At 74.9% G+C, this 23,736-nt stretch carries 21 protein-coding genes and 1 pseudogene; 7 read left to right on the top strand and 15 right to left on the bottom strand.

The window, feature by feature from the left end; genetic code table 11:
• Positions 1-20: 20 nt before the first annotated feature.
• The 5 genes and pseudogenes from HNR61_RS33580 to HNR61_RS33560 form a co-directional block, all read right to left on the bottom strand.
• Positions 21-983 (bottom strand): winged helix-turn-helix transcriptional regulator, encoded by a 963-nt coding sequence (locus HNR61_RS33580; protein ID WP_312898227.1) that lies wholly within the window; start codon positions 981-983, stop codon positions 21-23.
• Positions 984-997: 14 nt separating this feature from the next.
• Positions 998-2,515, bottom strand: a complete 1,518-nt coding sequence (locus HNR61_RS33575) for a carotenoid oxygenase family protein (RefSeq protein WP_182847177.1) — start codon at positions 2,513-2,515, stop codon at positions 998-1,000.
• 137 nt (positions 2,516-2,652) lie between these two features.
• A pseudogene (locus HNR61_RS33570) lies at positions 2,653-2,973 on the bottom strand (thiolase family protein); the annotation flags it as partial.
• Positions 2,974-3,059: 86 nt separating this feature from the next.
• Positions 3,060-3,929, bottom strand: coding sequence for an SCO6745 family protein (locus HNR61_RS33565; RefSeq protein WP_182847176.1), 870 nt, complete (start codon positions 3,927-3,929; stop codon positions 3,060-3,062).
• Positions 3,850-5,109, bottom strand: coding sequence for a glycosyltransferase 87 family protein (locus HNR61_RS33560; RefSeq protein WP_182847175.1), 1,260 nt, complete (start codon positions 5,107-5,109; stop codon positions 3,850-3,852). The genes HNR61_RS33565 and HNR61_RS33560 overlap by 80 nt, the downstream gene beginning before the upstream one ends.
• A gap of 134 nt (positions 5,110-5,243) precedes the next feature.
• Here HNR61_RS33560 and HNR61_RS33555 point away from each other — a divergent pair, with 134 nt between their 5' ends.
• Together HNR61_RS33555 and HNR61_RS33550 are read left to right on the top strand one after the other, a co-directional pair.
• The gene (locus tag HNR61_RS33555; protein WP_246444322.1) at positions 5,244-6,413 is read left to right on the top strand and encodes a sensor histidine kinase; all 1,170 of its coding nucleotides are present in this window, start codon (positions 5,244-5,246) and stop codon (positions 6,411-6,413) included.
• Entirely contained in the window at positions 6,410-7,087 is a 678-nt protein-coding gene (locus HNR61_RS33550) for a response regulator (protein ID WP_182847174.1), read from the top strand. The genes HNR61_RS33555 and HNR61_RS33550 overlap by 4 nt, the downstream gene beginning before the upstream one ends.
• On the opposite strand, the gene HNR61_RS33545 is transcribed toward HNR61_RS33550, so the two are convergent.
• Positions 7,050-7,526: an LLM class flavin-dependent oxidoreductase gene (locus HNR61_RS33545; RefSeq protein WP_312898226.1), complete on the bottom strand. Its 477-nt coding sequence runs from the start codon at positions 7,524-7,526 to the stop codon at positions 7,050-7,052. The two genes, HNR61_RS33550 and HNR61_RS33545, sit on opposite strands and share 38 nt — an antisense overlap.
• 84 nt (positions 7,527-7,610) lie before the next feature.
• On the opposite strand from HNR61_RS33545, the gene HNR61_RS33540 reads away from it, so the two are divergent.
• The 3 genes from HNR61_RS33540 (at position 7,611) to HNR61_RS33530 (ending at position 10,196) form a co-directional block, all read left to right on the top strand.
• Complete coding sequence (locus tag HNR61_RS33540) at positions 7,611-8,696, top strand: S-(hydroxymethyl)mycothiol dehydrogenase (RefSeq protein WP_182847173.1); 1,086 nt, start codon at positions 7,611-7,613, stop codon at positions 8,694-8,696.
• Positions 8,696-9,337, top strand: a complete 642-nt coding sequence (locus HNR61_RS33535) for an MBL fold metallo-hydrolase (RefSeq protein WP_182847172.1) — start codon at positions 8,696-8,698, stop codon at positions 9,335-9,337. Before HNR61_RS33540 ends, HNR61_RS33535 begins: the two co-directional genes overlap by 1 nt.
• Positions 9,338-9,437: 100 nt before the next feature.
• Complete coding sequence (locus HNR61_RS33530; RefSeq protein WP_182847171.1) at positions 9,438-10,196, top strand: hypothetical protein; 759 nt, start codon at positions 9,438-9,440, stop codon at positions 10,194-10,196.
• Positions 10,197-10,216: 20 nt separating this feature from the next.
• On the opposite strand, the gene HNR61_RS33525 is transcribed toward HNR61_RS33530, so the two are convergent.
• A complete protein-coding gene (locus HNR61_RS33525) occupies positions 10,217-11,860 on the bottom strand; it encodes an adenylate/guanylate cyclase domain-containing protein (protein WP_182847170.1) in 1,644 nt (547 codons plus the stop codon).
• Positions 11,861-11,968: 108 nt separating this feature from the next.
• Positions 11,969-12,472 (bottom strand): winged helix-turn-helix transcriptional regulator, encoded by a 504-nt coding sequence (locus tag HNR61_RS33520; RefSeq protein ID WP_182847169.1) that lies wholly within the window; start codon positions 12,470-12,472, stop codon positions 11,969-11,971.
• 94 nt (positions 12,473-12,566) lie between these two features.
• Here HNR61_RS33520 and HNR61_RS33515 point away from each other — a divergent pair, with 94 nt between their 5' ends.
• Positions 12,567-13,988: an MFS transporter gene (locus HNR61_RS33515; RefSeq protein WP_182847168.1), complete on the top strand. Its 1,422-nt coding sequence runs from the start codon at positions 12,567-12,569 to the stop codon at positions 13,986-13,988.
• Here HNR61_RS33515 and HNR61_RS33510 read toward each other — a convergent pair.
• The 3 genes from HNR61_RS33510 to HNR61_RS33500 are packed head-to-tail and all read right to left on the bottom strand — an operon-like array spanning position 13,969 to position 16,768.
• Entirely contained in the window at positions 13,969-15,360 is a 1,392-nt protein-coding gene (locus HNR61_RS33510) for a vWA domain-containing protein (RefSeq protein ID WP_182847167.1), read from the bottom strand. The two genes, HNR61_RS33515 and HNR61_RS33510, sit on opposite strands and share 20 nt — an antisense overlap.
• 2 nt (positions 15,361-15,362) lie before the next feature.
• Positions 15,363-16,352 carry an AAA family ATPase gene (locus HNR61_RS33505; RefSeq protein ID WP_182847166.1) on the bottom strand — a complete coding sequence of 330 codons (990 nt, stop codon included), beginning with the start codon at positions 16,350-16,352 and terminating at the stop codon, positions 15,363-15,365.
• The gene (locus tag HNR61_RS33500) at positions 16,349-16,768 is read right to left on the bottom strand and encodes a hypothetical protein (protein ID WP_312898225.1); all 420 of its coding nucleotides are present in this window, start codon (positions 16,766-16,768) and stop codon (positions 16,349-16,351) included. Before HNR61_RS33500 ends, HNR61_RS33505 begins: the two co-directional genes overlap by 4 nt.
• Positions 16,769-16,927: 159 nt before the next feature.
• On the opposite strand from HNR61_RS33500, the gene HNR61_RS33495 reads away from it, so the two are divergent.
• Positions 16,928-17,281 carry a hypothetical protein gene (locus tag HNR61_RS33495; RefSeq protein ID WP_182847165.1) on the top strand — a complete coding sequence of 118 codons (354 nt, stop codon included), beginning with the start codon at positions 16,928-16,930 and terminating at the stop codon, positions 17,279-17,281.
• 41 nt (positions 17,282-17,322) lie between these two features.
• Here HNR61_RS33495 and HNR61_RS33490 read toward each other — a convergent pair whose 3' ends face one another.
• From HNR61_RS33490 to murJ, 4 genes are all read right to left on the bottom strand, one after another.
• A complete protein-coding gene (locus tag HNR61_RS33490) occupies positions 17,323-19,518 on the bottom strand; it encodes an acyl-CoA dehydrogenase family protein (protein ID WP_182847164.1) in 2,196 nt (731 codons plus the stop codon).
• 77 nt (positions 19,519-19,595) lie between these two features.
• The gene (locus HNR61_RS33485) at positions 19,596-20,645 is read right to left on the bottom strand and encodes a TerC family protein (protein ID WP_182847163.1); all 1,050 of its coding nucleotides are present in this window, start codon (positions 20,643-20,645) and stop codon (positions 19,596-19,598) included.
• A gap of 267 nt (positions 20,646-20,912) precedes the next feature.
• The gene (locus HNR61_RS33480; protein WP_182847162.1) at positions 20,913-22,103 is read right to left on the bottom strand and encodes a glycosyltransferase family 4 protein; all 1,191 of its coding nucleotides are present in this window, start codon (positions 22,101-22,103) and stop codon (positions 20,913-20,915) included.
• A complete protein-coding gene (gene murJ, locus HNR61_RS33475) occupies positions 22,096-23,709 on the bottom strand; it encodes a murein biosynthesis integral membrane protein MurJ (protein WP_182847161.1) in 1,614 nt (537 codons plus the stop codon). Before murJ ends, HNR61_RS33480 begins: the two co-directional genes overlap by 8 nt.
• Positions 23,710-23,736: the final 27 nt, after the last annotated feature.

Here is a 23,736-nt window from a genome sequence, read left to right as displayed (position 1 = left end):
GGTGATCTCCGGGGTCCCTCTCAGGTAGCGGGCGGGACCGCCGCGGGCGCCGGTTCCACCAGCACGTCCCCCTCCTGCAGCGGGGCGGAGCAGACGTCGCAGACCAGGCGGGGGACGAACGCCCGCCCGCACCCCCGGTGCGTCGAGACGAGGGCGGGGCCGTCGGGGGCGCGGAACCAGCGCTGCCCCCAGTCGATCGCCGTCATCACCACCGGGAAGAACGCGCGCCCCTTGCCGGTCAGCCGGTACTCGTTCCAGGCGGCGCGGTCGGCGCTCGGGCGGCCCGCCAGCACCCCCAGCCCGGTGAACGCGCGCAGCCGGTCGGCGACCATCGCCGGCGGCGCGCCCATGGCCTGCTGGAACTCCCCGAACCGGCGCGCGCCCAGGAACGCCGCGCCCAGCATCACCACCGACCACCGGTTGCCGATCAACGCCATGGTCTCGGGGAACAGTCCGGCGCCGCCCGCCCCGGCGGCCCCCGAACGGCGGCGGGTCGTCGCGGCGGGCACCGAGCGCCCGTCGCCGCCGCTCGGCCCCAGGCGGCCGGCGATGTCGCGCGGCCGGACGCCCTGGCCGCACTCCGCGCAGGTCAGCAGCGGTTCCATGCGCTCGCCGCAGGCCCGGTGCCGCATCCACGGCAGGGTTTCGTGGTGCCCGGCGACCCACCGGTACTCCCACGCCCAGATCGACACCAGGACCGGCCAGAACTCCCGGCCCCGCCGCGTCAGCCGGTACTCGTACCGGGTGGGCCGCTGCCGGTAGGCGGTGCGCTCCAGCAGGCCGCTGTCGGTGAGCAGCGCCAGGCGGGCCGACAGCACCGAGTCGGAGATGGCCAGGTGCTCGCGCCAGTCCGCGTAGCGCCGCACGCCCTGGTGGGCGTGGCGCAGGATCAGCAGCGTCCACTCGTCGCCCATCAGGCCCATGGTGACGGCGATGGCGTTCCGCCCGCCGGGGGGCAGCGGGGTCGGCGTCGCCTCGTCCACCCCGCGCTCCCCCTTCACAGACCGATCGCCTCCGCGGCGGTGTCGGTGTCGCGCCAGCGCGGCAGGGCCGGGCCGGGCGCCCAGGCGGAGTGGGTTCCGCTGGAGATCCGTTCCGGGAGCCGCAGGCGGGCCACCGGGCCGTCGGTCAGCCGGGCCGCGTCGAACACCAGGCACTCGGAGGTGTCGGTGTTCATGTCCGTCGTCAGTGTAATGAGGTAGCCGTCGTCCTCGGCGGTGGAGCCCGCGCGCGGCGCCATGGCGGTCTCGCTGCCGTAGACGCCCTCGGGGAACGCGTACCGCTCGTGCGCCCCGGTGCGGGTGTCGTGCCGGACGATCCCGTCCATCAGGAACCAGCCCGGCTTCTGGGTGACGGCGTAGGTGTAGCGGTGGGGGCGTCCGCCGTGCCCCGGGTTGATCGTGCCGAACTCGGTGTACCGCTCCGCCAGGTGCTCCTCCCTCACCTGGCCGGTCGCCAGGTTCAGCCGCCACCGGTGCAGGCGGGTCTGCAGGCGTTCCAGCGCCAGGAAGCGGAACATGCGCTGGTAGACGCCCTCGCCGCGGGGGTCGGGCGGTTCGGGGCGGCCCTGGAAGAACCCGTCGAGGACGATCTCGTCGCCGTCCTCGTAGGCGTTGGCGAAGTGCAGCACGTAGGTCGGCTCGGCCTCGAACCAGCGGATCCGCGAGGCGTCGCCGCGCCGCGGCATCACGCCGAGGCGGGAGGGCAGGTCGGGGTGGAAGCGGGAGGCGTACCTGCCCCGTTCCAGCAGCTCCGGGTCCCAGAACAGCGGGAGGTCGTTGAAGATCGCGTAGTTCTCGGTGAACGCCATGTCGTGCGGCAGCCGCGCGCCCGGCAGCGGGACGTCGGTGTGGTGGACGAGGCGGTCCCGGTCGTCGACCACGCCGTACCGCAGGTGGGGGGCCTCGGTGGAGTAGCTGAAGAACAGCAGCTCGCCGGTGCGCCCGTCGGTCTTGGTGTGCGCCGAGACGCCCCAGTCGGAGGGGAAGCCGCCGCCCCAGGTCGCCTTGCCGACGGTGTCGAGGGTGAGGGGGTCGAGCCGGTAGAGGTCGCCGCACTGCCAGAAGCTCGACAGGACGTGGCCGTTGTGCACGACGACGTCGGTGCTGGAGGCGTCCTTCATGCGGGTGCGCGCGCCCCAGCCGCCTGGCCGCCGCGACAGCTCGGGACGGTCGGCGATGCCCGCCCACAGCGCCTCGCCCGCCTCCTGCTCGGCGAGGAACCCGTCGGTGCGGACGAACCGGTTGCGGTAGAACGCCCTCCCGTCGCGGAACCCCACGACGTGGACCATGCCGTCGCCGTCGAACGGGTGGTACAGGCGGATCGCCGGGTGGACGGGGTTCTCGGTGTTGCGCAGGTAGACCCCGTCGAGGTCGGCGGGGATCCCGCCCTCGACCACCGCCAGGTCGTCGGCGCGCCACTCGGTGGTCTGCGGGCGCCACGGGCCGGTGCGGTAGGGGTGGTCGTCGTCCTCGGGGAGGGTGGACAGGACCCGTCCCACGACCTCAACGTCCATCGGTGCCCTCCTCGATCTGGTGCGATCCGGGCGAGCCGCCGGCCCCGGGCGGCCCCGGGGCGCGCGGCCGGCCGGCGGTCGGTGACCAGGACGACGCCCGCGCCGCCGTCGGTCATCTGCGCGCGGTCGTAGCGCCCGGCCTCCAGGTCGGCCATCGCGGCCAGCACCGCGACGCCGCCGGACGCGCAGGCGGCCTCGTGCCGCGCGGCGGGAACGCCCCACAGGCCCGGCTCGACCGTCGCGGGCATCCCGCCGAGCCGGCCCTGGCCGGTGAACAGCCGGCCGAACGCGTTGCCGACGTGGATCACCTCGACGGCGTCCGGGCCGACGCCCGCCGCGGCCAGGGCGCCGTCCACCACCTCGCGGGTGAGGTCGGCGAACTCCAGCCCGGCCCGCGCCCGGTTGCGGGCGAAGTCGGTCTGGTGGCCGCCCAGGACCCAGATGCCGGTCCGTTCCATCGACGCCTCCCCGGTAAAGCCCGGTCTGCGATACTACAACTAACAGAGTTACCGGCCGAGGGGGCAGGACGCGCCCGCGCCGCCCGTCAGCCGACCTTGCCGATGCCGAGGGTGTTCTCGGCGGGGAGCAGGCCGCTGCCGACGGCGGCCGCCCAGACCGGCGCGATCACCTCGGTGAAGCGGTCCGCCCCCGCCTCGCCGAGGGTCTCCCACGGGCCCGCCGCCAGCGCGTCGGTGCGCTCCTCGATCCGCTGCCGCAGGGCGCGGCCCGCCTCGGTGAGCGTCCCGTCCGCCGCCAGGAGGCCGCGGGAGCGGAGGCGGTCCCCGGCCTCCTCCCACTGCCCGGGCGTCCACCCCCGGCTGTCGAAGACCTGCCTGCGGGCCGCGCCGAACGCGGCGAACGACACCAGCGCCTCGACCGGGTCCAGGCCCTCGGTGAGCAGCGACGCGACATGGCCGTCGCCCCGGTGCTCGCGCAGGATCGTGGCGGCCTGCCACAGCACCAGGTGCGGCTCGTCCGGCCAGGGGAGGTCGGCGTTGGCGGCGGCCAGGGGGCGGCCCGCGGTCGCGGCGGACTCGGCCGCGCGGCGGGCCAGCTCGGCGGCCTCCCTGACCTCGGGCGAGGCGAGGGCGTCGCCCAGCAGGGTCCGGTACGTCGCGTCGATCGCGCGCAGCCGGGACGCCAGGACGGTGCCGGGGTCGGCGACCCGCCAGGCGGCCGGGACGTGCTCGGCCACCATGGCGGGCGAGAAGCTGTAGAACGCCGCGGCCACCGCGTTCGGTCCGGCCGCGCCCAGCGGGGCGGGGCGCCAGGCGAAGTAGGAGGGCCAGCGGGTGTCGGTCGCGTAGCCGAGGGCGGCGGCCTCCGCCAGCACCTCAGGGGCGTAGTAGAGAACGGCGTGCACGGGCTCGGTCAGGTGCCACAGGTTGCGGACCCGGCTCGGCGGCAGGCTCATGGTCGACTCCTCGCTTGAACTTGTCACCGACAAGATGCCATGCCGGACCGAAACTTGTCAATGACAAGTTTCGGGTGGAGCGGAGCCGGAGGGCCTGGTGCGCGAGGAAGGCCAGGCCCGCGACCAGGTAGCAGTTGGCCACCAGCGTCAGCGGGCCGCGGAAGCCGTACTGGAGGGGGTGGCCGTTGTGCGGGGTCCACCACAGCGGGGCCAGGACGAACAGGACGTAGGCGCATCCGGCGGCCCGGCGGTGGCCGTCGCGCAGCAGCAGGAGCAGCGCCGGCATGACCCAGACCCAGTGGTGGGCCCAGGAGATCGGGGAGACCAGCAGGCCGGTCACCCCGGTCACGGTCGCGGCCGCCGGCCAGTCGCCGCGGCGCGCCCACGCCGCCGCCAGGGCCAGTCCGGCGACGGCGAGCACCACCGGCACGACGGCGAACCACTCCCCCACCCGCTCCGGGCTGCCCATGATCCGGCAGGCGGCCCCGTAGGGCGACTGGTTGCTGATGTAGGTCCTGCCGACGCGGGAGGCGTCGTAGAAGGTGTGCAGCCAGTACTGGCGGGAGGCGTCCGGCGCGACCGCGTGGGCCAGCGCCGTGCAGCCGAGGAACGCCGCGCCGGCGACCATCGCGGATGTCGTCCTGCGTGTCAGCAGGAGCATCGGGATGAAGATGGCCGGGGTCAGCTTGACGGCCGCCGCGATCCCGATGCCGATCCCCGCCGTCCTCCCCTGGGAGACGCGGTGGACGTCGGCCAGGACGAGCGCGAGAAGGAAGACGTTCACCTGCCCCTGGAACAGGGTGTGGTAGACGGGCGCGAGGAGCAGCCCGGCGGCCACGACGGCGAGGAGCACCCCTCGGGTGGGGCGGTGACCGGCCAGTTTCAGCGCGGTCGCGCAGGCGGACGCGAACGCCGCCACCGTCGACAGCTGCCAGAGCACCCGCGCGGCGGTGAGCGGCAGTTCCGACCAGGGCGCGAAGAGCAGCGCCGCGAACGGCGTGTTGGTGAACCAGAGGCCCGACCACTTCCGCAGGTAGAGCGAGGCGTCGTCGGTCAGGGCCTGGCCGCCCAGCATGTAGATGCGGAAGTCCAGCGAGTCGTACCGGACCGAGAAGACCACCACCGCCGCCAGCTCGACGGCCAGCAGCGTCTTGACGATGTTTTCCGTTCGTCGGTTCACGCCGTCGACGGTGGCGGGGAGGGCGCTCCGAAATCGTCGGGCCGTCGGCCACATTCGCGGGAGCGGGCGGTGGCCCGCGGGCGTACGCCCGCGGGCCAATACCGGGCGCCGGGGCCGCTCGTTACGATCGCGGCATGCCCGCCTCCGCCTCCCCCGCCTCCCCCTGGCCCGGCCGCCTGCGCCGGGCCGCCTGGACGCTCCTGTCCTGGTGCGGGGTCACGGCCTGCACGACCGTGATGTTCGCGACGCTGCCGCGCCACGCCGCCGTCGCCGGCATCGGCGCGTACGTCGCGCCCGCGCTGCTGATGGCGCTGCCCGTGCTGCTGTGGCGGAGGCGGCCCGAGGCGCTGGTCCCGCTGATGCTGCTCGGCTGGGTCGCGGTGGTCGCGGTGGAGGTGACGTGGCCCCTGGGCTACCTGAAGGTGGCCGCCGACGACCTGGCCGTGGCGCTGGTCGCCGCCACCCGCTCGCGGCGGGCCGCCGCCGCCCTGGCCGTGCCGACGCTCGGCGCGCACCTCACGGTCGCGGCCCTGTTCGCCCACGGCCCGGCGCTGCTCTCCACCGCCACCTCCGTCGTGCTGGCGTTCGCGGCGGCCCTGGCGACGGGACTGTCGGCGCGCCAGCGCCGCGAGCACGCCGCCGCGCTGCACGCGCAGGCCACCTCCCGGGCCGTCACCGCCGAGCGGCTGCGCATCGCCCGCGAGCTGCACGACATGGTCGCCCACAGCATCGGCGTCATCGCGATCCAGGCGGGCGTGGGCGCGCGGGTCATCGACTCCCAGCCCGCCAAGGCCCGCGACGCGCTCACCGCCATCGAGGGCACCAGCCGCGAGACCCTGGCGGGGCTGCGGCGGATGCTGGGCGCGCTGCGCCAGGCCGAGCCCGGCGAGACCGCGGCCCCCGCGCCGCTCGACCCCGTCCCCGGCCTGGCCGACCTCGACCGGCTGGCCGCCACCACCGGGAACGCCGGGGTGCGGGTGGAGGTCCGGTGGGAGGGCGGCCGGCGGGCGCTGCCCCCGGAGGTGGACGCGGCGGCGTTCCGCATCGTCCAGGAGGCGGTCGCCAACGTGGTGCGGCACGCCCGCGCCGACGAGTGCCGGGTCACCGTCGGCTACCGGGACGGGGACCTGACCATCGAGGTCGTCGACGACGGGCGGGGATCCGGCGGGGGCGAGGGCGGCTTCGGCATCGTCGGCATGCGGGAACGCGCCGGGCTGCTGCACGGCACCCTGGACGCCGGGCCGCGCCCCGAGGGCGGTTTCCGCGTGGCGGCCCGGCTGCCGGTCCCGGCGGCGGCCCGATGACGGACCCAACAACGGAGCCGGCGGACCAGACGGCGGAGATCCGGCTCGTGCTGGCCGACGACCAGCCGCTGATCCGCGCCGGGCTGCGGACGCTCATCGCCGACCAGCCCGGCCTGACGGTGGTCGGCGAGGCCGGGGACGGGGCCGAGGCGGTCCGGCTGGCCGCCGGGCTGCGGCCCGACCTCGTCGTGATGGACATCCGCATGCCCGGCATGGACGGCATCGCCGCCACCCGCCGGATCGTCGCCGCCGGCACGGCGAAGGTGCTGGTGCTCACCACGTTCGACGACGACGAGTACGTGCACGCGGCGCTGCGCGCGGGGGCGAGCGGGTTCCTGGTCAAGGACATGGCGCTGGAGGACATCCTGGGCGCCGTCCGCGTGGTCGCGGCGGGCGACGCGCTGCTGGCCCCGGCCGTCACCCGCCGCCTGATCGCCGAGTTCGTGTCCCGGTCCGCGCCCGCCCCGCCGCTGGACGGGATCACCGGGCGCGAGCGCGAGGTGCTCGCCCTGGTCGGGCGCGGCCTGTCCAACCACGAGATCGCCGCCGAGCTGACCATCAGCGTGGCGACCGCCAAGGCGCACGTCGCGCGGCTGCTGACCAAGCTGGGCGCGCGCGACCGCGTCCAGCTGGTCATCATCGCCTACGACACCGGCCTGGCCACTCCCCGGTGAGGGCGGCGCGTCGCGGAGTTCCAGGCGTTCGGGCAGCCTGAGGGCGCGCCTCCCCCACCAGCCCGCCGCCGTGCACTCGGCGACCCGTTCGGGCGGATGCAGCCTGCGTGCGTTCGCCGCCGGGGTCGGCGTCCACGCTGGCGGGGACGACGACGACCTCGTCCACGCCCGCAGCGCCGATCGCGACGTCGACGCGGTGGCCGGTCAGGTCCGCCACCGACGCGACGCCGCGCGCGATCGTCATCGGGTCGCGGACGGCGAAGGCGAGGGGGCCGAGCGTCAGGGGGATCCGCCCGGTGCGGTGCGCGACCGCCGTCGCGAGCGCGAAGACGTCGGAGGTGGCCATCTCACCGAGCCACAGCCCGGTGCGGCCGACAGGACGGGCGGTGGGGAGGGCGGCACGGCGGTGCCCTTCCGGGTGCGGACGGCCAGGTCGCACGGAACTACAATAAACGAAGTCACCCTGTCGGCCCCCTCGTCCCCTAAGGTCGGAAGAGGGAGACGATCGGCGAGAGGGGCCGCCATGGCACAGCAGGTACGCGGGGTCATCGCACCGGGCAAGGGGGAGCCGGTCCGGATCGAGACGATCACCGTTCCCGATCCGGGGCCGGGCGAGGCGGTGGTGAGGGTCCAGGCCTGCGGGGTCTGCCACACCGACCTGCACTACCGCCAGGGCGGGATCAACGACGAGTTCCCCTTCCTGCTCGGTCACGAGGCCGCCGGCACCGTGGAGAGCGTCGGCGACGGCGTCACCGAGGTCGCCCCCGGCGACTTCGTGGTCCTGAACTGGCGGGCGGTGTGCGGCCAGTGCCGGGCGTGCCGTCGCGGTCGCCCCTGGTACTGCTTCGCCACCCACAACGCCGGGCAGAAGATGACCCTTCAGGACGGCACCGAGCTGTCCCCGGCGCTGGGGATCGGCGCGTTCGCCGACAAGACCCTGGTGGCCGCCGGGCAGTGCACCAAGGTGGACCCGGCCGCGCGCCCGGAGGTGGCCGGGCTGCTGGGATGCGGGGTGATGGCCGGGCTGGGCGCGGCGATCAACACCGGCGGCGTCGGGCGCGGCGACAGCGTGGCCGTGATCGGCTGCGGCGGGGTCGGCGCGGCGGCGGTGCTGGGCGCCCGCCTGGCCGGCGCGGCGAAGATCATCGCGATCGACCTGGACGAGCGCAAGCTGGCCACCGCCCGGGGGCTGGGCGCCACCCACACCGTCGCCGCCCGCGACACCGACGTCGTCACGGCCGTCCAGGACCTGACCGGCGGGTTCGGCGCCGACGTGGTCATCGACGCGGTGGGGCTGCCGCAGACCTACAAGCAGGCGTTCTACGCCCGGGACCTGGCCGGGACGGTGGTGCTGGTCGGCGTCCCCACCCCCGACATGACCCTGGAGCTCCCCCTGCTGGACGTCTTCGGGCGCGGCGGGGCGCTGAAGTCGTCCTGGTACGGCGACTGCCTGCCCTCGCGGGACTTCCCGATGCTGATCGACCTGTACCTCCAGGGCCGCCTGGAGCTGGACGCCTTCGTCTCCGAGACCATCGCCCTCGACCAGGTGGAAGAGGCCTTCACCAAGATGCACCACGGCGACGTGCTGCGCTCGGTGGTGGTGCTGTGATGGCCCGGTCCCACGGAGTCCGCGTCGACCACCTGGTCACCTCCGGCACCTTCTCCCTGGACGGCGGCACCTGGGAGGTCGACAACAACGTCTGGATCGTCGGCGACGACGCCGAGTGCGTGGTGATCGACGCCGCCCACGACGCCGACGCCATCGCCGCCGCCGTCGGCGACCGGACCCTGCTGGCGATCGTCTCCACCCACGGGCACGACGACCACATCGACGCCGCCCCGGCCCTGTCGGCCCGCACCGGCGCCCCGGTGCTGCTGCACCCGTCGGACCTGATGCTGTGGAAGCAGAGACATCCCGAGACCTCCCCGCAGGGGGAACTGGCCGACGGCCAGGTCATCACCGTGGCCGGAACCGGCCTGACGGTGCTGCACACCCCCGGCCACTCCCCCGGCGCGGTGTGCCTGCACGCCCCCGAGCTGGGCACGGTGTTCTCCGGCGACACCCTGTTCCAGGGCGGGCCCGGCGCGACCGGACGGTCGTTCTCCGACTTCCCCACCATCATCGACTCCATCCGGCGACGGCTGCTGACCCTGCCGCCCGACACGGTGGTGCGCACCGGTCACGGCGACTCCACCACCATCGGCGCCGAAGCACCCCACCTCGACGAATGGATCGCCCGGGGCCACTGACGGCGCCCCGGGGTCACCGACGCCTCACCGCGCCGGGACCGTCCACCGGAGCCGGATGCGGCATAGTGTCCTTCGGTGCTTCCGGTGACGGGGAGGTGGGATGCGGCCCAAGGGACCGCAGGCCGCTGTCGTGACGGCATGTCTGGCCATCGCGGGATGCGGCACCGCGTCGGGGGCGCCCACCGCGAACGTCCCCCCGCCGACCGCCCCGCCCGCGCCCGCCGCCTCGACGGCCGCGCCGCTTGGGGACGCCCCCCGGGCGGCGCCGCCGGAGGCGACGCGGAGCGACCGCCCGCTCAGGATCCTCGGCAAGCGCGCCTCCTGGCGCATCACGACGTACTACACGGCGGTGCAGTCGTTCCACGGCGGACGGCCCACCGAGGTGCGCGGTTGCCCCCGGCTGCACTGCAAGTGGGGGAAGACTCCCCTCGGGAAGTACCCGGCGGACTTCCTGAAGGTGATCAAGATGGAGGGCAGCGGGCGGATCACCGAGGGCCCCACCAGGGGCCGCTACCTCAACTGGTCCTCCACCGTCGGCTGGTGGCTGGACTCCAGCACCCGCGACTCGCGCGCCAGGCCGCTGCGCGCCTGGTCGTCGGCGGCGGCCGACCGGGACGTGCTGGCGCGCGGACAGCGCTTCACCGTCGCCGACTGCGGCAGGACCGCCGGGGGCAGGCCCCTCCCGGCGAAGGTGTGCGACCGGTTCCGCTCGGCCGCCTGGACGGTCACCGACGTGTTCCGGCCCGGCTGGGGCGGCGAGCACCACGCCGACGTGTACATCGGCGAGGAGACCGGGCCGGGCTTCGCGCGTTCGCCGTACTACACGACGCTCAAGGGAGCGACGATCGGCGCGCCGTGACCCGCCCCGGACGAGCGAGGTCAGTGCTCGGCGGCGGGCTCGACGGGCTTGACCGCGCGCTCGGCGGCGGGCCCGGGAACGCCGGTCCCGGCGCGGCGTGGACCGGCCAGCCGTGTCGGGCGGGTACGGCCCCGCAGGGTGACCTCCTCGCCGAGCCACCAGTGGGCCGCCTCCTCGGCCCCGGCGGCCTCCACCACCGAGCCCGCCGCCAGCACCCGGCCCTCGGTGGACTTGGCCAGGTCGGTCAGGCGGGCGGCCTCGTTGACCGGGTCGCCGATGACGGTGTACTCGAAGCGCTCCTCGGCGCCGATGTGCCCGGCGACGGCCTCGCCCGCCGAGACGCCCACGGCGGCGCGCAGGCCGGGGACCTCGGCGCGCAGCCGTTCGGCCAGCACCCGCCCGGCGGCCAGGGCGCGGGCGGCCGAGCCGTCCAGCTCCAGCGGCGCGCCGAAGATCGCCAGTGCGGCGTCGCCCTCGAACTTGTTGATCCATCCGCCGTGCGCGCCGACGACGTCGACGACCACGGCGAAGAACTCGTTGAGCAGCTGCACGACCTCGGTGGGCGGGCGGTCGGCGGCCAGCCGGGTCGAGCCGACGATGTCCACGAACAGCACCGCCACCTCGCGCAGCTCGCCGCCCAGGTCCACGCCCTGCTCCAGGGAGACGCGGGCGGCGTCCGGGCCGACCTGGCGGTCGAACAGGTCCGCCAGCCGGTCGCGTTCGCGCAGCCCGGCGGCCATGTGGTTGAACCCGGCCTGGAGCAGCCCGATCTCGCTGGCGTCGTAGACCGGCACCCGCACGTCCAGGTCGCCGCGTTCCACGCGGGCCAGGCCGAGCCGCACCGACTCCACCGGGTCGGCGATGGCGCAGGCCGCGCCGTAGGTGACGCCGAACCCGACGACCAGGGAGGTGCCGCCGAGCGCCAGCACCGCCCCGACGAACGCGTTCAGCGACACGTCGGCGAACAGGAACGAGCCGACCGCCAGCGCCATCAGGCCCAGGATCGGCACGGCGGTGCCCAGCGCCCAGGCCAGCACCGACCGGGCGACCACGCCGGGCAGCCCGGTGCGCTGCGGCATGCGGTCGGCCAGCGTGGTGGTCAGGGCGCGGCGCAGCAGGCGTTCGGTGAGCAGGTACACGATCGCGCAGGTGGTCAGGCCGCCCAGCAGGCTCGTCAGGCCGAGGCGGACGGCCTGCAGGGTCGAGAACGGGGCGTTGACCGCCACCCAGCCGACCGTCCCGATACCCCACAGGCTGAGGTGGACCCCCATCAGCCTCAGCGGCCCGTACAGCAGCAGGGAGCGTTCGCGGCGGTCGGGCTCCTCGTGCCGTTCCACCAGGCGGCGCACCCGGCGGAAGAAGCGCTCGCCCAGCAGCAGGCCGACCGGGACGGCCGCGACCACGTAGGCCATGAAGATCCACAGGTTGAGTTCGGCGAGCCAGGGGGAGACCGGGCCGTCGGGGTTGGGCAGCAGCACGCTGAACAGCAGCACCACCAGCGCGCCGCCCAGGTTGGCCAGGCCGGTGGCGACGGTGACCAGGACCCGGGCGCGGCGGGCGATCTGGGCGCGGGTGTCGTCCGGACCGCCGTCGATCAGCCGCCACAGCAGGCGGAAGGGGTGCCGCCAACGCCGCGCGGCAGCCTTCGCCTCGTCGAGTCGCATGAGGCTGGAGACTAGCCGGTCACACCCGGTGTTCCGTACATCACATCCGATTTCCACCCGGAGTAATGAAAGGGTCACACCTGGGTCCAAACCGGTGAGCCCCCTCGCTCAGGGGCGGATCGGGTCCAGCAGCCGGTGCGGGGCGCGCAGGGCGAGGGAGACCGGGTCGTCGCGGCGGTCGCCGTCCAGGGCGGGGCCGGGGTGGATCTCCAGGTCGGTGGGGACCGGGACCTGCCCGCAGGAGGAGCACCCGCCGCCGACGCCGACCAGGCCGCCGCATCCGACGTGGCGGAACAGGCGGCAGGCCCCGGCGTCGGAGAAGTTGCGCGCCCCCCAGTCCGACAGGGCGTGCACGGCGGGCCACAGCTCCAGGCCGGTGCCGGTGAGGACGTACTCGCCGTCGCGCTTGTCCAGCACCCCGGCCTCGACCAGGGCCCCCAGCCGGGCGGTCAGCACCGCGCGGGGGATGTCCAGGTGCGCCTGGAAGTGGCTGAAGCGGCGGACCCCGTAGAACGCGTCCCTGATGATCAGCAGGGTCCAGCGCTCCCCCACGACCTCCAGCGCCCGCGCCAGGGAGCAGACCTGCCGCGTGTAGTCCTTGCCGAGTGCCATGGGCCAAGACTACCCGCGAGGTGGTTCATTCACCGAACCGAACCGTGTTAGGGTCGCCGTCGCTCTGGTTCATTCAACGAACTGAGGAGACCGGATGACGGCCACGGCGTCCCCCGACGCCCGCTCGGACGCTCCGCGAGGGGCGCGGCACGCCCGCGCCGCGCTGGTGCTGTCCAGCGCCGCGACGCTGCTGTCGGTGATGAACTACACCGCCCCCATCGCGACGCTGTCGCTCACCTCGGCGGAGCTGCGCGCGGGACCGACCGCCCAGATCTGGATCATGAGCTCGGTCAGCCTGGGCATGGCGGCGGTGATGCTGGCGATCGGCGGGCTGGCCGACGACCACGGCCGCCGCCGGGTGTTCGGGCTCGGCGCCGCCCTCATGGCGGCGGCCAGCGTGGTGTGCGCGGTCGCGCCGAACGCGACGGTGTTCGTGGCGGGCCGCCTGGCGCAGGGTGTCGCCGGGGCCGCGTTGCAGGTCACCGGCCTGGGCATGCTGGCGGTGGCGTTCCCGGCCGGACCCGGACGCGCCCGCGCCACCGGCCTGTGGGGCTCGATGCTCGGGCTCGCCATCGCGCTCGGCCCGATCGCGGCGGCCGGGATCGCCGTCGTCGACTGGCGGGGGTGGTACTGGGCGTGCGCCGTGGTGGCGGTGCCGCTGGGGCTGGCGGGGCGGTGGCTGCTGCCCGAGTCCCGCGCGGCCGTGCGGCGCGGCGCCGACCCGGTCGGCCTGGTCACGCTGACCGGCGGTGTCGCCGCGCTGCTCGCGGCCGTGACGCTGGGCCGCGACGGGTGGGGCCGTCCCCCGGTCCTGGCGCTGCTGGCCTCCGCCGCGCTGCTGCTGGCGGCGTTCGCGGTGGCCGAGGCCCGGCACCGCGCGCCGCTGCTGGACCTGCGCCTGCTGGCCCACCGGCCGTTCCTGCTGTCGGTCACGGGCGCGCTGGTCTACGGGTTCGCCATCATCGGGATCATGAGCTACCTGGCGACGGCGCTGGACGTGGCGATGGGCATGACGCCGCTGGTCGCCGCGCTGGTGCTGGCGGTCTGGTCGGGCACCTCCTGGCTGGCCGCCCTCCAGGCCCGGCGGCTGCCCGCGCGGCTGCCCGCCGGGCACCTGCTGGCCGGGGCGCTGCTGCTCAGCGCGGCCGGCGAGCTGGCGCTGCTGGGGCTCGCCCCCGAGGTGCCCTGGTGGCGGCTGGTCCCCGGCCTGCTCGTCTGCGGGATCGGCAGCGGCCTCGGCAACGCGGTGCTGGCGCGCGCCGCCGTGGACAGCGTTCCGCCGGAACGGGTCAGCATGGGCTCGGGCGCCAACAACACCGCCCGCTACATCGGCGCGGCGCTGGGCGTGACCGCCATGGTCGCCATCGTCACGACCACGGGCGGGGGCGGCCGTTCGACCGCCGAGGCCCTCACCCACGGCGCCAACGTCGCCCTCGCGGTGTCGGCGGCGCTGGCCCTGCTCGGCGCGGTCCTGGCGGTGCTGCTGCACCGCCCGGTCAGGCCAGCCTCTCGATGAACTCGGCGAGCTGGGTCAGGTTGCGGCACTCGTGCATCGGGACGAGCTCGCCGTAGCGGGAGGCCGCCGAGTCGCCGGTGTCCCACTGGGAGCGCGGCTCGGGGTTCAGCCAGTACGCGTGCCGGGCCCGGTCCACCAGGCGGCGCAGGACCGGCAGGGACAGCTCGCCGTAGTTGGACCGGGCGTCGCCGAGGATCAGCAGCGACGTCCTCGACGTGATCGCGTCGGCGTACTTCTCCTCGAAGACCTTGATGGCGTGGCCGTAGTTGGAACGGCCGGTGATCCAGACCAGGTCCGCCTCGCGCGCCATCCGGGTCATCGCGTCGGCCACGTCCACGCCGGGCGCGAAGTACTTGGTGATCTCGTCGGTGGCGTCGATGAACGCGAACGCCCGCACCTTGCTGAACTGCTCCCGCAGCGCGAACGTCAGCAGCAGCGTGAAGTGGGCGAACGCCGACACCGAGTCGCTGGCGTCGCACAGGATCACCAGCTCGGGGCGGTGCGGGCGGCGGGGCCGGTGCCGGGTGGTCAGCGGCACTCCCCCGCTGGCCAGCGAGGCGCGAACGGTGCGGCGGAAGTCCAGGCGGCCCCGGTTCCCGGCGCGCTGCCGCTGGACCAGGCGGGTCGCCAGGCGGCGGGCGAGGGGGTGGACCTCGCGGCGCAGGGCGGCCAGCTCGGCGCGGCCGGCCCGGTTGAAGTCGAGCCTCTCCAGCGGCGGGCGCACCGACAGGCGGGCGGTGCGCTCCACGCCGGTGTCCTCGGCGATGCGGCGGCGGACCTCGGTGGCGACCAGGTCCTCGAACCGGGAGATGCGGGCGCGCAGGTTCTGGCGGGCGACGCGCTCGGCCATGCCGCCGCGTTCCCGCCCGTTGAGGACGGCGGTCAGCAGGCTCGCCATCAGCGTCTCGGGCGACAGGGCGCGCAGCACCCCGGAGGAGAACCACGACTCCTGGCCCGGGGTCTGGCCGTACTCGGCGACGGCGGTGCGGGCGAACTGGGTGAGGCCCGCGTCGTCGCCGCCCAGCAGGAGGTCGAACAGTTCGCGGCGGCGCTCCTGGACGCGGGGGTCCAGCGGCGCGGGCACGGGCCTGCCGTCGTCGCCGGTCGTCCGGGCCGGGCGCTCGGGGTCGGCGGCGGCCCCGGCCCCCAGCGCGGGCGGGAACCACAGGTCGAACAGGACGTCGAACTGGGGCCGGTGCTGGGGACGTTTGACCAGGGTGGCGGCGTAGGCGGCGCGCAGCGACTCGCGGTCCAGCAGGTCGATCGCCCGCATCGCGCGCACCGCGTCCAGGCCCTCGGCGACCGACACCGGCAGCCCGGCCTCGCGCAGCGCGGCCACGAACGCGGCGTGCCGGTCGACGAGCGAGGCCACGGTCAGCCCTTCGCCTTCGGGGAGGTGAGGCCGAGTTCCCGGGCGGCGCGCTCCTGGTCGGAGACGTGCTTGAGGACCACGCCCAGGGTGCGGGCCACGGCGGCCTCGTCCAGCTCGTCCAGGCCGAGGGCGAGCAGCGTGCGCGCCCAGTCGACGGTCTCGGCGATCGACGGGGCCTTCTTGATCTCCAGGGAGCGCAGGGTGCCGACGGCGCGGACCAGCTGCTCGGCGAGCTCGGCCTCCAGGCCGGGGACCTGGGCCAGCACGATGTCGCGTTCCCGGTCGGGGGCCGGGTAGTCCAGGTGCAGGTACAGGCAGCGGCGCTTGAGGGCCTCCGACAGCTCGCGGGCGGCGTTGGAGGTGATCAGCACGAACGGGCGGCGGACCGCGCGGACCGTGCCGAGCTCGGGGATGGTGACCTGGAAGTCCGACAGCACCTCCAGCAGCAGGCCCTCCACCTCGACGTCGGCCTTGTCCGCCTCGTCGATCAGCAGCACCGTCGGGTCGGCGCGGCGGATCGCGGCCAGCAGCGGGCGTTCCAGCAGGAACTCCTCGGCGAAGATGTCGTCGTGGGTCTCCTGCCAGGAGCGGTCGCCGCCCGCCGCCTGGATGGCGAGCAGCTGCTTCTTGTAGTTGAACTCGTACAGCGCGCGGGCCTCGTCCAGGCCCTCGTAGCACTGCAGGCGGATCAGCTCGGAACCGGTGGCGGCGGCGACGGCCTTGGCCAGCTCGGTCTTGCCGACCCCGGCCGGGCCCTCCACCAGCAGCGGCTTGCCGAGCGCCTGCGCCAGGAACACCGTGGTGGCGATCGCGTCGTCGGTGAGGTAGCCGACCCCGTCCAGCCGGGCCGCGGCCTCGGCGGGCGAGCCGAAACGGCTCGGGTCGGCGGGGGCTCCCGTGGTGGCTTCCCCGGTGGTGGCTTCCCCGGTGGTGGCTTCCCCGGTGGTGGCTTCCCCGGTGGTGGCTTCCCCGGTGGTGGCTTCCGCTGTCATGCCTTCGCCTTCGTGTAGGTCTGGTTCGTTCCGGCGAACACCAGCTTGCCGCCGGTGAGGGACACCCCCCAGTAGGAGGCGGTCCTGGGGTCGCCGCCCTGCCAGGAGAAGCGGAACCGGTCGCCGCCCTCGGGGATCGCCAGCCCCTTCCAGAGGGTCTGCCTGTCCTTCACCCACACCCCCGTGCCGTCGGCCCTGAACTCGAAGTAGTCCTCGGCCGTGCCGACCCACCGGCCCACCAGCGGCTTGACCTCGGCCGGTCTCACCTTCGGCAGCGGGGCCAGCGGGGGCTGCGCGGCGGTCCCGGCCGGGGCGGGCCTCTTCTCCCCGCCGCAGGCGGTCAGGGCGAGCGCGGCGGCCAGTGCCGTGCCCGCGAGGGCCAGGGGCCGACGAACCCGCGCCGGACGAATCCGCACCGTCACGTGCACCTCCGGAAAGGGGAGAAGCGGGAGTTTACCGACCGGTACCGTATCCGACCCCGACGCGCCTCCGGGGGCCGTCGTCCCCGGGGTGGAGGCCCGATCTACTCCCGGCGAGGGACGACACCGGCGCCTCCCCCGGCTTATAACCGGTTCATGAGTACTCCACTGCCCCGCGAGGACCTCGTCGCGGCGATGGCCGCCCGCCGCGAGCTGGGGCCCGACTACGACGACGCGTTCGTCGAGAGTCTCGCCGACCGGATCGAGGAGACCCTCCGCACGCGCATGGCGATCCAGCAGCGGGAGGACCACCGCGTCGCCCGCACGGCGGACCGGCAGGCCAGGAGCGAACGCGGCTCGACGCTCGCGCTCGCCATCGTCTCGCTGGTGGCGGCCGTCCCGCTGTCGGGCATCGGGGCGGGCACCGAGGGCCTGGCGGGGCTGCTGACCGTGTGGATCGGCATCGTGCTGGTGAACGTGGCGTTCGCGGTCCGGTCCCGGATCCGCTGACCCGGGACCGGACCGCCTCCCGGCACCGACCGCGCCCGCCGCTACTTGCCGGGCTCGGGGTCGCGGGGCAGGCCGAGCAGCCGCTCGCCGATGATGTTGAGCTGCACCTCGGTGGTGCCGCCGTAGATCGTCATCGCGCGGCTGAACAGCATGGCGCGCGCCACGATGCCGCTCTCGGCCAGCGCGACCTCGGTCGCGGCGGCCGCGCCCTGCGCCGCCCAGCAGTAGTCGGCGACGTCCTGGTTGAACTGCACGCCCAGCAGCTTGCGCACCGACGCCTCGGCGCCGGGCTCGACGCCGTTGATCTGCTTGAGGGTGGTGCGCAGGCCCAGCAGGTCGATGGACTGGCCCTGGGCGACGAGCTTGCCGACGTCGACGGCGGCGACCGGGTCGAGCTCCCGGTCCTTCAGGAAGGCGAGCAGCTCGGGCACGCCCATGCCGAGGCCGCCGCCGGTGGACAGCGACACGCGCTCGTTGGACAGGGTGTTGCGGGCGACCTGCCAGCCCTTGTCGACCTCCCCGACCACGCAGTCGTCGGGGACGAACACGCCGTCCAGGAACACCTCGTTGAACAGGGCCTCGCCGGTGAGCTCGCGGAGCGGGCGGACGTCCACGCCCTCCGCCTTCATGTCCACCAGGAAGTAGGTGATGCCCTCGTGCTTGGGCGCCGAGGGGTCGGTGCGGGCGATGCAGAAGCCCCACTGGGCGTGCTGCGCGACCGAGGTCCAGATCTTCTGGCCGGTCAGCCGCCAGCCGCCCTCGACGCGTTCGGCCCTCATCGACAGCGACGCCAGGTCCGAGCCCGCGCCGGGCTCGGAGAACAGCTGGCACCAGACCATCTCGCCGCGCAGCGTCGGGCGCAGGAAGCGCTCCTTCTGCTCCTCGGTGCCGTAGCGGACCAGCGACGGCACCAGCCACGCGCCGATGACCAGGTTGGGCGCCTTGACCCTGGCGGCCCTCAGCTCCTGCTGGATGAGGATCTGCTCGACCGGCCCGGCGCCGCGCCCCCAGGGCTCGGGGAAGTGCGGGACGGTCCAGCCCTCGTCGCCCATCCGGCGGTTGCGCTCGGTCCGGTCCTCGATCGCGGCGAGTTCGGCGATCTCGGCGCGGATGCGCTCGCGCAGCGGCCCGGTGTCCTCGTCGAGTTCGAGTTCGACCTCGCGGCGGCCCCCGGCCAGGGCCAGTTCGGCGACCTTGGCGGCCCACTCCTTGGCGGGGCCGAGCAGGGCGCGCAGCGTCAGGGCGCGGCGCAGGTAGACGTGGGCGTCGTGCTCCCAGGTGAAACCGATGCCGCCGAGGATCTGGATGGCGTCGCGGGCGGTCCGCACGCCCGCGTCGGCCGCGACGACGGCCGCCACGGCGGCGGCGAACCCGGCCTGCTCGGTGCCCTCGTCCAGGGCGCGGGCGGCGTCCCAGGCGGCGGCGCGGGCCTGCTCGAGCTGGATCAGCATCCGGGCGGCCTTGTGCTTGACGCCCTGGAACTGGCCGATCGGGCGGCCGAACTGCTCGCGGACCTTGGCGTACTCGGCGGCGGTGGTGACCAGCCAGCCCGCCGCGCCCGCGGCCTCGGCGCCGAACAGCGCGGCGGCCAGGTCGCGGACCCGGCCGGTGGTGAGGCCGTCCAGGACGCGGTCGGCGGTGACGGCCACGTCCCGGGCCTCGACCCGGGCGACGCGGCGGACCTTGTCCAGGCTCTCCACGGGGGTGACGGTGACGGCCGAGGCGTCCACGGCGACCCACTCGGTGGTCCCGTCGACCTCCACCGGCAGCACCAGGACGTCGGCCAGGCCCGCGCCCAGCACCGGGTCGGCGGTGCCGGTGACGGTCAGGCCGTCCTGGTCGCGGACGCCGGTCAGGGCCCCGGCCAGGGCGACCGCGCCGGTCAGCGAGCCGTCGGCGAGCTTCGGCAGCAGTTCGGCGCGGGCCTTGGCGTTGCTGGAGGCGTTGACCGCCGTGCTGGCCAGCACGGTCGGCAGGAACGGGCCGGGCGCGGCGGCGCGGCCCAGTTCCTCCAGCACCACGGCCAGTTCCAGCAGGCCGTAGCCCTGGCCGCCGTGCTCCTCGGGCAGGTGCAGGCCCAGCAGGCCCTGCTCGGCGAGCCCGCCCCAGAACGCGGGACGGGTCTCGGCGTCGGCCTCCAGCGCGGCCCGTACGACCGTCGCGGGGACGTTGCGCTCGGCGAAGCCGCGTACCGACTCGGCGAGGGCCTCATGCTCTTCGGTCAACCCGATGGCCATGCGTCACCTTCCTCAGACCGCTGTGATGCAGATTCTAGAACAGCATTCTGGTCCCGTGCGGAAGGCGACCCTATCCCTTACGAGCGGCGCGTCTCCACCTCGGGGGCGATGTCGCCGCGGACCTCGTCCGCGGTCCCGTCCCCGGCCCCGTCCGCGCCCTTGCCCGCGACCCCGGCGGCCTGCGCCTTCTTCTTCTGCGGGACGGTGAGGCTGGCCACGGTGACGGCGACGAGGGTGCCGACGATCACCGACAGGGACAGCCAGATCGGGACGTCGGGGGCCCAGTGCACGCCGTACTCGTGCAGCGCGTGGAAGACCAGCTTCACGCCGATGAAGCCGAGGATGAACGCCAGGCCCTTGTTGAGGTAGACCAGCCGGGTGGCCAGGCTGTCCAGCAGGAAGTACAGCTGCACCAGGCCCATCAGGGCGAAGGCGTTGGCGGTGAACACCAGGTAGGGCTCGGTGGTCAGGCCGAAGATCGCGGGGATGGAGTCCACCGCGAACAGCACGTCGGTGGAGCCGATGGCGACCATGACGATCAGCAGCGGGGTCGCCAGGCGCTTGCCGTCGACCCGGGTGAACATCCGGTTGCCGTCGTAGGAGTCGGTGGTGGGGATGACCTTCTTGGCCCACCGCAGCAGGGCGTTCTCCTTGAACTCCTCGTCCTCGTCCTCGCTCTTGGCCAGGCCCCAGGCGGTCCAGATCAGGAACGCGCCGAACAGGAAGAACACCCAGGTGAACGCGCCGAGCGCCGCCGCGCCGACCGCGATGAAGGCACCGCGCAGCACCAGCGCGATCACGATGCCCGCCATCAGCACCGTGTGCTGGGAGTGCTTGGGCACCGCGAACCGCGCCAGGATCACCATGAAGACGAACAGGTTGTCGACACTGAGACTCTTCTCGGTGACGAACCCGCCGAAGTACTGGGCGGCGTACTCGCCCCCGGAGAACGCCCAGACGCCCAGGCCGAACGCGATGGCCAGGCCGATGTAGACGGCCGACCAGAACGCGGCCCGGCGGGTGGTGAACTCCCGGGTGTCGTTGCGGTGGATCACGAACAGGTCGGTGGCGATGATCACGAGGATCGCCAGGATCGTCAGGCCCCAGACCACGGGCGAGACATGCAAAACGCACCTCCGACGGCACAGGTCAACGTCGGAGGTCTCTCCCGCCCTTCAGAAAGCGGGCCGACGGCCCCGGGCCGGTACGGACCGACCGTATTGACGAGACCGACGCGCAGGGATACTCCCCTCCACTGCCTACTTCAACGCGGCGCCCCCCGGATCGGTTCCGCGATCCCGAAGAATTTTTAGTTGATCTTGAACAAGGGCGTCCCGGCGAGCGTCTAAGGGCCGAACGCGGCCGCCCCGCCCGGCCCGTCCGGGGCCCGGCGGTCAGCCGCGCAGCTCCCGGTACAGGTCGGCGAGCTGGGTGACCGCGTCGGCCTCGGTGGGCAGGGCGGCGGCGCGCTGGGCGGCGGCGGCGCCGAGCCGGGCGGCCAGGGCCGGGTCGTCCAGGACGCGGGCGACGGCGCGTTCCAGGGCCCGCGGGTCGCCGGGGGGCACCAGCAGGGCCGCCTCGCTCTCGGGGCCGTGCAGCAGGGGCCCGCCGCCGGAGCGGTCGGCGGTGTCGGCGCCGACCATGACGGGGATGCCGCCGACGCGGGTGGCGACCAGGGGGCGCCCGGCGCGCAGGATCTCCTGCACGATGAGCGGCTGCCCCTCCCACACGCTGGAGACCACGGCCACGTCGGCGGCCGCCAGCAGCGCGGGGACGTCGCGGCGGCGGCCCAGCAGCCGCACCGGCAGGTCCTCGGCCTCGATCCGGGCCCGCAGCGTCCCCTCCAGCGGGCCGTCGCCCACGACCGCCACCAGCGGGCGCGGGGTGCGTCCGGCCCAGCCGCGCGCGGCGTCCAGCAGCGTGGGGTAGCCCTTCTGGTCGGCCAGGCGTCCCACCGTCACGATCAGCGGCCGCTCCCCCGCGCCCAGCTCGGCGCGCAGGTCGGCGCGGGCGGCCGGGCCCGGCTGGGAACGCGGCACGGGCGCGGGCACCAGCGCGTACCCGACCCGGCGGGCCCCGAGGGCGCGCATGCGTTCCTCCAGGTCCGGGGAGACGCCCAGCACGCAGGTCGCGCCGCGCGCGACGACGCGTTCCAGCGTCCCGTGGATCGCGGCGGTCCGCCCGCCGGTGATGACGGCGTTGTGGAGGGTGACGACCAGCGGGACGCGGCCCCGGGACAGGCGCAGCGGGCCGGGCGCGACGCGGGCGCAGGCGGCGACGGCGAGCGCGCCCGCGCGCAGGCCGTGGGCGTGGACGACGTCGGCGTCGCGCAGCAGCGTCCGCAGCCGCGCCACGGCGCGGGCGTCGCCGGCCGGGCGGGGCCGGTCGGCCAGCTCGACCGCGGCGAACCGCGCGCCGACGCCGGTGAAGCCGAACAGGTCCTCGGTGGCGGCGGGCCCGCAGACCAGCACGCGGGCGCCGCGCTCGACGAGCCCGGCGGCGACCGACCGCACGTGGCGGCCCACGCCGCCCGCGCTGGTGCCCAGCACCAGCGCCACCCGCGTCTCCTTGAGGCTCTCAGACATCCCGTGTCACCCTCCGGCTGAGGACGGCGCGGAGGTCCCGGCCGTCGATCACGAATGCGACCAGCAGGAACACCGCCCCGGCGACGGCCGCCGCCAGGATCCCGGTTCCGGCGTTGCGCCACTGCGCGCCGGTCCCCAGCCAGGCGGCGACGGCGTACCCGGCCGCGCCGCCCGCCCCGGCCCCGGCCAGGCCCGCCGCCAGCACGCGCGGCACCCCCCGCACCGCGGCGCGGCCCCGCGCCCTCACCAGGGCGCCCAGCAGCAGGATCCCGGCGACGGTCATGCCGGCGGCGTTGCCGAGGCCGAGCGCCGCCACCACCCACCGGCGTTCGGCCATCGACACCAGCGCCAGGTCGGCGGCCATCACCACCAGCCAGCCCGCCACGGTGGCCAGCGCGCCCGCCCTGCCGTGCCGGGCCGCGTACAGCACCCGGCCCAGGTGGGCGACCAGCCCGTAGCCCAGCAGGCCGGGCGCGAACGCCAGCACCGCGCGGGCCAGCACCTCCTGCTGCCCGACGTCGCCGGGGTTGAACACGGCGGCGGCGGGCAGCGCGACGGCGGCCAGCGCGGCGGCCCCGGCGCAGGACACGAGGATGACCGCGCGGGTGGTGCCCGCGGTGACCCGGTCGAACTCGGCGGCCCGCTCCCCGCCGGCGCGGGCCGACAGCATCGGGAACGCGCTGGTGGCGATCGGGACGGCCAGGATCGCCCACGGCAGCAGGTAGATCGCCCAGGCGTACTGGTAGTTGGCCAGCGCGCCGCCGGTGCCCTCGTAGCTGAGCCGCACCACCAGCAGCGCCGACAGTTGCTGGGCGACGACGGTGGCGAGCCCGGCGACCGCGAGCCTGCGCACCCGCCGCGCCACGCCCGGCGGGAACCCCAGCGCCGGGCGCAGGCCGAGGCGCAGCCGCCAGGCGGCGATCCCGGCGGTGGCCGCCATCGCGACGCCGCCGAGGGCGGTGCCGACCGACAGGGTGAGCTCGGCGTTCGACGGCAGGTGCGTCAGGTCGTTCTCGTGGCCGCGGCCCAGCGGCGCGTACGCCAGGTAAGCGACGATCACCACCAGGCTCGACATCAGCGGCGCGAGCGCGGGCGCGGCGAACCGGCGGTGCGACTGCAGCACGCCGTACAGCACCACCGCCAGCCCGTACATGACCATCTGCGGGGCCATGACGGCGAGCATGTCGCCGCCGACGCGGACCACGTCGCCGCGCGAGCAGTCCGCCAGCGTGGGCCCGACCAGCACCTCCATGATCGGCCCGGCGAGCGCCGCCATCAGCAGCGACAGCGGGACCATCAGCAGCACGACCCAGGTGACCAGCGCCGAGGTGATCTGGCGGACCTGGGCGCGGTCGCCGCGTTCGGCGGGACCGGCCAGCACCGGCACCACCATGCTGGCCAGCGCGCCGCCCGCGACGATCTCGTAGACGATCGCGGGGATCTGGGTGGCGGTGAAGTACGCCTGGCTGAGGCAGGAGGTGGTGACGGTCTGGGAGAAGGCGTAGGTGCGGCCGAACCCCGCCAGCCGGGACAGCACCGTGATGATCCCGATGACGACGGCGGCGCCCGCGAGACCGCCGGTCAGGCGGCGCAGACGTGGGCTCACGGGGCTGGGGCTTTCCGGGTGGCGGGG

It is taken from the genome of Actinomadura kijaniata (assembly GCF_014138665.1).
Classification (GTDB): Bacteria; Actinomycetota; Actinomycetes; order Streptosporangiales; family Streptosporangiaceae; genus Spirillospora; species Spirillospora kijaniata.
Note: the sequence above shows the minus strand (reverse complement) of the source record. Positions and strands in the feature narration are given on the sequence as shown.